Raw genomic sequence first — 13,863 nt, 5'->3', positions numbered from 1 at the left:
TTGAGCTTTCTAGGCACACATCACTACTCTTTTATTATTCGCATTTACAGCGACGAACAGGCAGTTCGTTTCTGAGCGCATCCAAGGAGGAGTTATGCGTAATACTACATCAGGATTCCTGTCAGGACTAAATCCTACCGTTTCAATCGGCGCAAAATTATTACTATTTGTTTTTATTAGTTTTTGTATCTTTAGAGAAAAACAAGCTGGTGAATATTTCCAGCTTATCTCTACAGCGTTATTGCAAAATGCCAAGTGGTTTTTATTATTATTAGCAACGTCATTGTTAGCTTTTTTAGTTTATTTATGTATGAGCCGTTATGGTCATATACGTTTAGGTAAAGATGATGAGAAGCCTGAATATAGTAATATTGCATGGATTTCTATGCTTTTTTCATGTGGGATGGGAGTTGGATTATTATTTTGGTCTGTAGCAGAGCCAATTACTCATTATGCAAGTAATCCGTTTACTCAAGGGTATACAGATGAAGCAGCTAGTATGGCAATGCAATTAACCTTTTTCCATTGGGGACTTCATCCTTGGGCGCTTTTCTGTCTGGCAGCGGTTGCTCTAGGTTATTTCGCTTATCGTAAAGATTTACCTTTTGCAATGCGTTCAATCTTATACCCATTAATAGGGAACCGTATATATGGTCCTATTGGGCATACAGTAGATATTTTAACTATTGTAATTACGGCATTTGGAGTTTCTCAATCTCTAAGTATGGGTATCCTAGAGCTTAATACAGGTTTGAATCATGCCTTTGGCGTCAGTATCGATTTAAAAATTCAATTAGTAATGGTTGTCTTGCTTTGTACAATTGCTACCATTTCTTTAATGTCAGCAATTAGTAAAGGATTTAAAGTCATTGCGGAGGGAAATATGATTATTTCTTATTTCCTCGTATTCATGCTTATTTTTATTGGTGCTACGCGCTATATCTTTAATACTTTCTTTGAGGGTTTAGGTGATTATTTACAAAATATCGTAGGTATGAGCTTATGGAGTGATGCTCAAAAAGATTCAGGTTGGCAAAATTGGTGGACTGCTTATTACTGGCCTTGGTGGATGACTTGGGCACCATTTGTAGGAATGTTTATTGCTCGTATCTCTAGAGGTCGTACTATACGAGAGTTAATTTGTGGAACTTTAGTTGCTCCAACATTATTAACATTTATCTGGATTGCTGCCTTTGGTGGGGCTGCTCTTAAAATTGAAAAAGATGCTCAAAATGCAAAATCAACCCATGAATTAGTTATAAACAATCATTCAAATATAGCTAATATTGAAAAAACTACTCCTCACCAAGTTTCAATTTCCGAAGCAACAAAAGAAGATCCTACTCGTGCTGTATTTGTTTTCTTTGATCATCTCTCTCCCGATAAAGATACTCAAGTGTTCTTAAGTGCATTGTTATGTCTTCTGCTTGCAATTCATATCATTACATTAGTCAATTCAGGAACATTAGTACTTTGCTTCCTTGATGCAAACGGTTCTACCAATCCATCGATCAGTATTCGTTTAATTTGGAGCATCATTATTCCATTAATTGGCGGAGGATTAATTATTGCTGGTGGGCTAAAAGCAATACAAACGGCTTCTATCATTGCTGGATTTCCCATTGCTATCTTACTTATTATCATGGCTATTTCCTTAATTAAAACATTAAGAAGAGAGCCTCAGGCTTGGGAAATGTTACCAACACATGTTCGTCCTGACTTTTGTAAAGAGCCAGAGAAATTAGTAGAAGTTAAAACAGAACTTATTATAGAAAAATAAATTTTGGTGAAAAAAATGGGGAATCTTAAAAAGATCCCCCATTTTTAAATTTCCAACACTAATAATCACCCTAAACCTTTCTGCCCGACTTGACCTGGTAATTGCTCTAGTAACCAATTACGGAACTGTTTTACACTTGAAGGAATCACACCTCTGTCTGTTGGCTCTAACATACAAAAATTTGCCTGAGTGCGAAGTACAGTTTCTACAGGGCGAACTAAAGCTCCACTCTTCAAGTAATCATCTACTAAAGATCCCCAGGCTAGAGCTATACCTTGACCATTTATAGCGGCTTGGATTAATAAAGGATAATTATTTATATTCACTCTATTTTTGGGTTTAAACATTGGATAACCCACTAAAGCAAACCATTCTGCCCAGTTAATCCAATCTTTTTGTGATTCATCTAAAGAAAGTAGGCTTTTGCCAAAAATCTTGTCAGGCGTAATCTCTCCTTGGAATTGTGCCAAATAATGAGGACTACACACAGGAAATACTTCTTCAGGAAATAATGGAGTTACCTTCATATTTGCGGGAGGTGCCTTGCTATAAAATAATGCTAAATCACAATCCATTTTATGCAAATCAAGAATATTTTCAGTGGTTAAAATTCTTAAATCAACTCCCTCATTCTGCTGAAAAGTAGCTACTTTAGGTAAAAGCCAGAGTGCAGCCATTGCATTGGTTGTGACAACCGTAACCTGATGCTCACCTTGCCATTTTTTTATCTCAGCTGTAGCTTGAGACACGTCCAGCAACGCACTATAAATCGTCTGATAATACTGTAGACCTGTAGGCGTTAGTGAAATATTACGATTTGCACGAATAAATAACTCTTTACCTAAATACTCTTCAAGGTGTCTGATTTGGCGACTAATTGCTCCTTGAGTAACATTTAATTCATCTGCAGCTTTTGTAAAACTGAGGTGGCGTGCAGCTGCCTCGAATACAATTAAGCTGTTCATTGGTGGTAATGGCCTAATCTTCATGGACACTCCTAGTTTGTCCGTTACATCTTCAACGTAGTAAAAACCACATATTTCCTAGAATTATTTAATTTTTTGAAATGCTTCCTCAGCGCAAGTACATCTAGCCCAATTTACGATTAAGCTATTTATTGTTAATAAAGTGTCATAAATATAAATTAATAAAAAGTGAGAAAAAGTATTAAACCTATGATTTTTTCTCATATCAGATAGAAAATTATATTTGTTTTTTTATTAATTCACTAAGATTTGAGTACAGATTGCCATAATCCTGCCATGCAACATGATCTACCATCTACGGTTAAAACTCTTTTGATTTGCTCTGTTCGATCATGGGATGAAACATATGTTGTACTTTGATTTTCCTTTATATCTGATTGAATGATTATTTATTTTTGTCAAAAATAATTCAATTGAAAAATAGGAAGCAAAAACTCCCCTATTCACGACTAGCTAACTTGATGCACCTATCAAAATCCCATCCAATAAAAAAGCCACTTAGAATAAGTGGCTGATTTATAGAGAATTTTGGTGGAGATGGCGTCAGTTAAACTTGATCAATAACCTACTGTTTTATTTGTTTTTTATTTTCATGAAATTCAAATTTACCCAATCTTGACCCAATATCCCGATGCTGATTATTGCTCTGATCTTGTCTCATCCATATTGAGCTCCTCAACAATATCAATCGTATTTTAAAACTAGCATTGTCATATTCTTGTTTTGATATACATTAGCTTACGTTTTTAATCCTCTCCTCTGCCTTGATATGTATCAATCTGCTGGGCTGAGCTACTTAGCTCCTGCAAAATGATTTCATCTCATAAAATTAAGTCTTTATTGTAGAACTGAGCATAGTTGCTTTGGGCAGGCTGATGTTCCCCAAAGTAAACTCAAATGGTAGATATAAAAGAATTTACCTTGAAAAAAATAGTGTAGATGAGTTCCTTTCTTTAAATTAAGTTCATAATTATTATGTAAACCAATAGTTGTAAGGCAGCTAACTACCCTACAACTGTTTAAATATTAATAAATAATTGCCTGATTCAGCGTTAAATCTGCTATCGACAATGACTCAGCTTGGTTAGTAAATATTAGAAGATCTTTCGAAATTTCAGCTGGCGGATTACGGACACTCAATGTATTAGTTTTTGCACTAGCATCATAAATAATCTCGATATAGTCAGAAAGATTGGTGTTAGTTGCTTGACTATCTAATATTTGAGACAAATCAATCTGATCTTCTGCCACATTAAAATCACTTACATAATCCACAGCGGTTTCACCTGAAGCATTTAGCAACAATTCAAGAATATCATTGCCCTCATTTAAGATGAATAATTCACTCACCGCCGCATCACTACTCAAGACATTGTCACCTGAATCCCCCATTACAATACTGGTAACTTCGTCCTCAGCATTGACAGGACGCTCCACACCAAACACTTGATAAATCTGCTGTGAGGAAATACTGCCACCTGTTTCGAAATTGAAAGATTCGACCTCATGTGCACCACCAAGGAAGAAGTCTTTTACTGTAACCTTATTGCTATTGCTGCCATTCACCTTAAGGATCAGGTCATCACCCGATTTAGTTAAATAGTTACCCACCTGGCTAAAGGTAATTCCATTGCCAAAAACCACCTGATCTGTACCCAACTTTTCATCAATGACCATGGCACCTGAACTATAGTTATAGGTGGTGTTAAAGGCATCTAAATCCGTATTTTCAGGTGGTGTGTTTGCTGGCGCACTTTGCTGTGGCATGGTGATGCCGAATGCCCCAAAAATCTGCTCAGCGCTAATTTGCCCGCCAGTTTCAAACTGGAATGTTTCGACAAGATACTGACCAGCCAGGAAGAAGTTCTTGACTGTAACCTTATTGGTGTTGCTACCATTCACTTTCAGAATCAGGTCATCGCCTGATTTGGTCAAATAACTTCCCACCTGATTAAAGGTAATACCATTTTTAAAGATGACCTTATCATTGCCTGAATGTTCTGTAATGGTTAAAGCACCTGTGGTGTAATTATAGACAGTGTCACCTGCAACCTCACTGGAACCCTGATTTCCTCCATCTGTAGATGGCAACGTTAGACCAAACGCACTAAAGATTTGTGCTGCACTTAATGCACCACCTGTTTCAATTTCAAAATTCTCAACCAAATAATTACCAGCCAGGAAGAAGTTTTTCACTGTTACTTTATTGGTATTACTGCCATTAATTTTGAGGACGAGATCATCACCTGACTTATTCAAATAATTACCGACCTGATTAAAAGTAATGCCATTTTTGAAGATCACCTTGTCATTGCCCGACTGTTCAGTAATGGTCAGTTCACCTGAGCTATAGGTGTAGGTGGTATCTCCCACAGGATTTGGTGGTGTTGGGGTTGTTTCTGATGGAATGGTCAGACCGAATGCACCAAAGATTTGTTCAGCAGTCAGTTGTCCACCTGTTTCAAACTGCAAGGTTTCAACCAGATACTGACCAGCCTTGAAGAAATTCTTGATTGTGACTTTATTGGTATTGCTACCATTCACTTTCAGGATCAGGTCATCACCTGATTTAGTCAGATAATTACCCACCTGGCTAAAAGTAATACCATTCTTAAATAGAACGGTATCATTACCCGATTGTTCCGTAATCGTCATTGCACCAGAGGTATATTGATAAATAGTATCACCAGCTGGATCGGATGAGCCTCCAGAAGAAGCATTGACCTTGACTGCAATTTGAGCCGCTGTAATGGCATAGCCACCATTCGGCTGTACACTGCTAATTGCTTTTTCACCACCAAGGAAATGATCCTTGACTCGGATTGAGTGATTGGCATTGTTATCAATCGTGACTATCAGATCGTTATTTTCTTTGCTGAATTTAATTCGATCTTCGGTAATTCCCTGATCCATTAACCAAAGCACATCTGTTCCACCACCTGTTTGATCAATGGTTTCTTGACCATCCGTAAGGTAATAGAAATATTTATCATTGCCTGTACCACCATTGAGGATATCATGACCTCCCCCTCCTCGGAGGGTGTCATCGCCATCACCACCATACAAGATGTCATTTCCATCTCCGCCATAGAGAATGTCATTACCCTGATCGCCCTGCAGAATATCATCACCCTCATTACCTTCTAGATAATCCGCCCCCGTACCACCATATAAGGTGTCATTACCAGCTTGTCCCCATAAGGTATCACTACCCGTTTGACCATAGATGACGTCATTGCCTACACCTGAATAAACCTTGTCATCACCATCTCCCATTTCAAAGGTTTCATGGGTATCACGATAACCCCAAACCTCATCACTATTGGTTGTACCATGATAAGTGACATGGTTTTCAATATAGCTATTGTCCCAAGTGGTTGAGTCAGCAAACTGAATTTCATTAATCTTATGATGTCCACCCACAAAGTAGTTTTGGATGGTGATTTGATCCGTTTGATTGCTATGCTTGATAACAAGATCAGTGCCATAGCGATGTAAGCTAATGTCAGTGCTTAGGATATTTTGACCAAAGCGTAATACATCAAATGAGACGGCGACATTGGTATAGTTTTGACCTGCTGGACGTTCAATAATCGTATCTTGTCCATCACCTAGATTGAACAGATAAACTTCATCACCAAATGAGCCATAAATAGTATCGTTACCTTGACCACCGTCTACATATATAGCTCGTTGTGCTTCAGTTAATTCCGTGTCTTGAATTCGATGGTAGCCGTCCGCATCTTGATAAAATTGATCTTGGTTATATTCATTCACAAAATCCATTTGATTGACATCTATAGTTAAGACATCATCACCAGCACCACCTGAAAGTAAGCCAAGTTCATCATTTACCAAACCTGTTAGTGTTAGCTGATCCTGCCCATCTCCGCCGTACAATTTACCCTGTCCAGTTAAAATATCATTCCCTGACTGACCTTCCAATACACCTTGTCCGCTCAGGATGTCATTGCCTTCACCACCCAGTAGATGCCCAGTGCCTTCAATTTCATCATCACCTGTACCACCATCGAGATAGCCTGTAGCATAGATTTTATCATTACCCTCACCACCATAAACGTAATACTGGGCTTCTGGTGTTTCGGCATACACTGGGTGACCAGAGATAAAGTCATCACCTGCACCTGCATGAATCACATCATGATCAGATGTTCCCTCAATAATATCGTCTAATTCAGTTCCCTTAACTGCCTGAATATTGAGTGCAGCCTCATCCCATTCTGTTTGATCATCAAAGCGAACTTTATTGATTGGTTTATTTGAAACGTAGTCACTAAATTGTGATGCTACAATGAGTTGATCACCTGTAGTGCGGTGGACAATCACCATATCCTGACCAACTTTTCTAACAATTAGGTCACCTGGATTGATATCAATAAACTCAATCGTATCAATATCGGTTTGATTTTTGGATTCGTACTGGAGAGTATCCTGCCCCCAGCCCAAATCAAAGCGATAAATATCATTTCCTTGTCCACCAATCAGTACATCACCACCTGTACCACCAACTAGAATGTCATCTCCAGTACCACCATTCAATTGGTCGGAACCATCGCCTCCATCCAGAAGGTCATTGCCTTCTCCACCATTTAGAACATCATTGCCAGTCCCGCCATAAAGCTGATCCGCACCCTCACCGGCATCTAACAGATCGTTACCAGAACCACCGACAAGGACATCATTGCCATTGCCAGCATAGAGTTGGTCATCTTCAGCACCACCATCCAAGTGGTCATCGCCATCCCCCCCATAGAGATGATCTAGCCCTTCACCACCATAGATTTGGTCTGATCCGACATTACCGTAGATAACATCATCGCCAGCTTCACCTGAAATCGTGCTGCCTGTCGCATAGGCTTTTAAAATATCAGCTTCCGCTGTTCCCAAAAGAACCAAAGCTTTAACTGCTTCAACATCAAGTGTTGTATTGTCTGAGAAATGAATTTTATCAATTCGGTAATAACCTAAAGCATCTGACTGGAAATAGTTCTGTACAGTAACGCTGTTTTCACCATTTAAACTACGAATTACTAAATCATCATTATTGCGTCGGAATGTGAAATCACTTTGGGTGAAACCATCTGTGAACTGAATAATATCCTGGCGATTTTGCGCTGAATCATAGTTATAAATAGTGTCATGGCCAAAACTACGCTCAAAGATATAAGTATCATCTCCTATATCTCCAACTAAAGTATCCTGTCCAGTTCCACCACTCAGGATATCATTACCTTGACCTCCGTAAAGTTGATCATTCCCACTTCCACCGATTAAAATATCATGTCCACGATCCCCATAAAGTTGATCATCACCAGTTCCTCCATCTAATCGGTCATCACCTTCCTCACCATAGAGTTTGTCTATTCCTTCGCCACCATAAAGCTGATCCGATCCGCTATTACCGTAAATGACATCATCACCAGCTTCACCTGATATTGAGCCGCCTGTAACATAGGCTGTTAAAGTATCAGCTTCTGCTGTACCCAAAAGAACTAGTGACTTAATAGTTTCAATATCTAATCTAGTGTTGTCAGAAAATTGGATCTGATCGATTCTGTAATTCCCTAATCCATCAGAATCGAAATAGTTCTGTACAGTAATACTGTTTTCGCCATTTAAACTACGAATTACTAAATCATCATTATTGCGTCGGAATGTGAAATCACTTTGGGTTAAACCATCTGTGAACTGAATAATATCCTGGCGATTTTTCGCTGAATCATAGTTATAAATAGTATCGTGACCGAAGTTACGCGCGAAAATATAGGTATCATTTCCTAAGCCACCATCTAAGTAGTCACTATCAGTACCGCCATTCAAGAAGTCATTCCCATCTCCACCATAAAGTTTATCTAAACCACTTCCACCATAAAGCTGATCCAGGCCGGTATTTCCATGAATCCGATCATCACCATCCTCACCTGATAGGGTATTACCTATGGTATAGGCTCTTAAAATATCAGATTCCGCTGTTCCCAACAGAACCAAAGCTTTAACTGTTTCAACATCAAGTGTTGTATTGTCTGTGAAATGAATTTTATCAATTCGGTAATAACCTAAAGCATCTAACTGGAAATAGTTCTGTACAGTAACGCTGTTTTCGCCATTTAAACTACGAATTACTAAATCATCATTATTGCGTCGGAATGTGAAATCACTTTGGGTGAAACCATCTGTGAACTGGATAATATCCTGGCGGTTATGAGCTGAGTCATAGTTGCTGATAATGTCATGACCAAAATTTGGAGCAAAAATATAGGTATCATTTCCTGTACCACCTTCTAGATGATCATTGCCAGTCCCACCTATTAAAGTATCATTTCCTGCATTACCATACAGGATGTCATTTCCGGCTAAACCATTAAGCTGATCAGAACTATCATAACCATTGATTACATCATTACTTTCTGTAGCTGCAAGTACTTTTATCTTTATTGTTTCTACATCCCAAACTGTCTCATCGGCAAAGACAATCTGATCAATACGATATGCTGTTGCGCCATTGCTATCAAAATAGTTCTTAACCGTAATCTGATCATTTTCAGAATATTTAATAATCAGGTCATTGCCCTGACGTTTGAGGTTGACATCAGGAACAACTATTCCCTCTCTGAAAATAATACGATCTAATTTATTTATATTATATTCATAACTTTCAATAACATCCTGACCATCACCTAAACTAAAAATATAGGTATCATTTCCAGTCGCGCCATTTAGATAATCATTACCAGTACCACCAATCAAAGTATCATTTCCAGCATTACCAAACAGACTATCATTTCCAGCCAGACCACTTAATTGGTCTGCACTGTTATAACCCTGAATAGTGTCATTCGATTCTGTAGGAACTAGCACTTGCTGTTTGATATAGCCCACATCCCAAACTGTTCCATCTGCAAATACAATTTGGTCTATACGAGACGCTGCGGCCCCATTGCTATCAAAATAATTCTTAACTGTAATCTGATCATTTTCAGAATATTTAACAATCAGGTCATCACCCTGACGCTTAAGACTGACACCCGCAACCTCAATTCCATCATTGAAAACAATACGGTCCAGTTTATTGGCATTGTTTTCATAACTTTGAATCGTATCTTGACCATCACCTAGACTAAAAATATAGGTATCGTTACCAGCACCGCCATCTAGATAGTCATTTCCTGCACCACCAATCAAGGTATCGTTACCTGCATTACCAAACAAACTGTCATTTCCTGCGAGACCACTTAATTGGTCTGCACTGTTATAACCCTGAATGGTGTCATTCGATTCTGTAGGAACCAGCACTTGCTGTTTGATATAGCCCACATCCCAAACTGTTCCATCTGCAAATACAATTTGGTCTATACGAGATGCTGTGGCCCCATTGCTATCAAAATAATTTTTAACCGTAATCTGATCATTTTCAGAATATTTAATAATCAAGTCATTGCCCTGACGTTTAAGGCTAACACCCGCTACCTCAATTCCATCATTGAAAACGATTCGATCTAGTTTATTGGGATTGTCTTCAGAACTTTGAATCGTATCCTGACCATCACCTAAACTAAAAATATAGGTATCGTTACCAGCACCGCCATCCAGATAGTCATTTCCTGCACCACCAACTAATTTATCAGCACCGATATCTCCATAAATTTTATCATTATCGGCTCCACCATCTAAAAGATCATTCCCAGCACCGCCATAGATAACGTCATCGCCTTTACCACCATAAATGACATCATCCCCGCCTAAAGCTGCAACACTATCATTACCGCCGAAGGTCTTAATCACGTCATTTTGCTCTGTACCGCTTAGGAAATCATCTAAGGCATAGACTGATTCTAATAATAGGTCTCTTAAATTTTCATCGGAGATCTCTTGTGCTTTTAAAGAGAATTGTCCAAGCAACTCTTTATATAAAACATCATAATCTGGATCTAAACCTCTTACAATTAAATGGAATTGTTCAATCTCAATTTTTCCTAATTGATTATTTTGCAAAAATAATGCTGTAAGACTTTCAATTGCTAATTGAAAATCTCCATGCCAAATTGTAGTCACAAGCTTCCAATCTACTTTTGCAGAACGAAGATCAAAAGGATTAACATAGATTTCATCAGGTTTTTGGCTATTATAAGTCGTTGCACTTATCTGTGGGATTGATGTATTTTTCTGGCTAGACTCACCATTACTTTTCGGAGGAAAAGGATCATTTGCTGTATAGTGTCTTTCTTCTGTGAAAACGACTAAATCAATCCAATCCTTTTTTGTTGTTTGAATTAACAACTGGCTATAAGCACTGGCAAGCACTTTTTGATAAAACCCTTCCAGCTCTCTGGCTGCTGAATGATGCGGTGGCCAACCACTCCATTCTGCCTCTTTACCCCAAAGGGCTTTCAGTATTTCAAATTGCTGTTTACTCATTCCTTCTGTGAAATAGGTGGTTTCAGAGGCAGAGATATGCTGATTATTCGTCCAATATAGTAGAATTTGTTGAGTTAGTTCCAATTGATCTTCTATAGGCGTAGAAGCGAATTGACTAACTAAGCCTTTGAGGACGCCTGTTGTATCATTTGCCATTACAACATGTAATGATGGTACTGAACCATATCCAGGAAAGTCAGGTAAAGCTAAAATTTCTGAACTTAATCCACTCTCTTCACCAACTGTTCCCTGCCATACAGTATTTGATGTGCTAACTTCAAATAATAGGGTTTCTGCCTTTCCTATTTTATTGGTTAATACCCCATTTTCTATAACTTGCTGGGTAAATGTGGCTTGATTGGTATGTATGACATTATTTTCATCTTTTATATCTATTACCTGTTGATTTACTGAAATTGAAGTAATTCCTAAATCAGATAATGTAAATAACTCATCTTCCTGTGAAATACCATCCTGATTTATATCTTTCCAAATTTTTAATTGTTGATAAATTTGATCTTGATCATTAATAATTTTATCCAGATTACCATCATATTGTGCTAATGCCTGAAAACCATCTGCTGCTTTATTACCATTAGCTAATAGAGTGTCCGTACCAAATAATTCCCCTCCATTATCAACTTTTCCATTATTATTTAAGTCCAGCACCACAAACCCATCCTGTGGTGCAACCCATGAGGTTTTCTCCGCAAAATTATTTCCATCCAGATCAAAATAAACATCTGCTCCCAAACCAACTGTATTAATTTGACTATCATGATTTAAATCTAGAACAAGCGGATCTGATCGGGTTGGTGGATTGTGAGGTGGATGAAATGGTGGTGGCGGGGGTGGTGTATCTTTATACACTGTGACATAGAATTTTATACCCAAGTCACTATCATCTTTACTTCTTGTATCTAAGGTCTCTGTAGTTAAGTTACCATATTTAAAATTAATATCCCCCGTAACAATATATCTAACCCAAGTTTCTGTTCTGGTAATTTCAACAAGACGTCCCGTAGATTTATCGTTAATATCATAGCCACTTTTACTGAAATCCAAAGTGGGTGGTGGTGTTAAGTTCTCGGACTTATAAGTCATATTTGCGCCAAGCAAATTTTTCTCATGATATTTTAATATGCCCAGCCCATCTTCATCATTAATAACTACTTTTCCATAAGAATTGTATATATCAAAATCAGTTCCGCCTTCTAATCTACCAGCACCACGTAATGTATCCTGACCAGCGCCTCCATACAATTTGTCATTATCTGTTATACTTCCACCGTATAAATAATCATTTCCTTCCTCTCCATACAAAATATCATCACCAGCATCTCCGCTTATTACATCATTGTCTTCTCCACCATGGATAATATCTTTTTCATCCCCCCCATAGAGATAATCTTTCCCAGCTCCACCAAATATATAATCTCTTCCTCCGTGACCATAAGCGTAGTTTATTGCCCCAACATCTACAGCGGCATTTTGTTCTTCAGCTGTATAAATATAGTCTGTTCCATCCGTTCCAACAATATAATCACTACCTGCCCCACCAATACCTTTATTAGTGTTTTTATCAGCAGAGATTTCATTAAATTTTTCTCCAGCTAAATACAGATGATCATCTCCATCACCACCATAGAGATTATCTGAACCTTGCCCACCATAAAGTTTATCTAATCCTGAACCTCCAATAAGATCATCAGAACCAATACCACCAATTAAAGTATCATTGCCTTCACCTCCATATAATTGATCATTACCTGACCCACCATCTATATAGTCATTAAAACGACCACCAGTAATATTGTCATTTCCTCCATTTGCAAAAATTGTATATGTTTTATTAATATTTTCAGCAATTACATCATTTGCATCAGATCCCATAAGATCTACTGGATTATCCTTCCAAGGATTTAAACCATCTGGTAGTATATTCAGTAAAACATCACCTAAAGGTGCAACTAAATCTGCCCATTTAGTAAGTACTAAGGACGCACTATCTAAGATAAAGTCATCTATTTCATTTTCATGTATTTTTTGTTTGTCATTCCAATCTGGATTAGTATTCATTGCATTACTAATAGCAGTTGTGTACATTGAAAGAATATTTGCGACTGTGCCTAATGGGCTAAATTTAGTAAACTGACTAAGCTCTGAAAATATTGCAGTTGAATCTGCAAATATATCCAGAACAAGAGACTTTTTCACATAACCACTATCGTACTTTTGGCTTAGGGGATTAGTAATATCATTAAAATCATTTACATTAATTATTAATCTATCCGACAAATTAGCCACTTTAACAATACTATTTACAATATTATGATTAGTACTTTTGACAAAAATACTATAAACATCTTGCACTAGAAGAGTAAATGATCTTATTGTTTCTTTAGGATTGCTACTTGAATTATTAAATTCCGACCAAAGATTATTTACTGCACTGATTGTAGCATATAAATCCCCACCCTCTGCCTGGCTATTTACTTCAAAGTTTTTCTTCGCGGAATCTACAACATTACCAACTGTTGACATATCAACCTCTATTATTTTCTAAATTAATGTAATCATAAATAAATATTTTTTTAAAAACATAAAAATTAAGCTCTATATATTTAACCTTATGACACCCCTCTTTGTTTTCATCGACAT

Annotated in this window: 3 protein-coding genes; 1 reads left to right on the top strand and 2 read right to left on the bottom strand. The window is 37.5% G+C overall.

Going from position 1 to position 13,863, the window contains the following annotated elements; all coding sequences use genetic code 11:
- Nucleotides 1-94: 94 nt before the first annotated feature.
- Nucleotides 95-1,780 carry a BCCT family transporter gene (locus AWW72_RS05745; protein WP_005256444.1) on the top strand — a complete coding sequence of 562 codons (1,686 nt, stop codon included), beginning with the start codon at nucleotides 95-97 and terminating at the stop codon, nucleotides 1,778-1,780.
- A 65-nt stretch (nucleotides 1,781-1,845) separates the two neighbouring features.
- On the opposite strand, the gene AWW72_RS05740 is transcribed toward AWW72_RS05745, so the two are convergent.
- Together AWW72_RS05740 and AWW72_RS19770 are read right to left on the bottom strand one after the other, a co-directional pair.
- Entirely contained in the window at nucleotides 1,846-2,769 is a 924-nt protein-coding gene (locus AWW72_RS05740; RefSeq protein WP_062846686.1) for a LysR substrate-binding domain-containing protein, read from the bottom strand.
- Between the two features lie 1,023 nt (nucleotides 2,770-3,792).
- A complete protein-coding gene (locus AWW72_RS19770) occupies nucleotides 3,793-13,419 on the bottom strand; it encodes a calcium-binding protein (RefSeq protein ID WP_171254680.1) in 9,627 nt (3,208 codons plus the stop codon).
- Between the last annotated feature and the right edge of the window lie 444 nt (nucleotides 13,420-13,863).

Origin of the sequence: Acinetobacter sp. NRRL B-65365, from assembly GCF_001605865.1 — a bacterium.
Taxonomy (GTDB): domain Bacteria; phylum Pseudomonadota; class Gammaproteobacteria; order Pseudomonadales; family Moraxellaceae; genus Acinetobacter; species Acinetobacter vivianii.
The sequence above is the reverse complement of the archived record's forward strand: the minus strand, read 5'-3'. Positions and strand labels throughout refer to the sequence as shown.

What these genes read in the sequence shown, in the direction of transcription:
- AWW72_RS05740 (WP_062846686.1), bottom strand. Translation starts at nt 2,769, where the DNA reads ATGAAGATTAGGCCATTACCACCAATGAACAGCTTAATTGTATTCGAG.
- AWW72_RS05745 (WP_005256444.1), top strand. Translation starts at nt 95, where the DNA reads ATGCGTAATACTACATCAGGATTCCTGTCAGGACTAAATCCTACCGTT.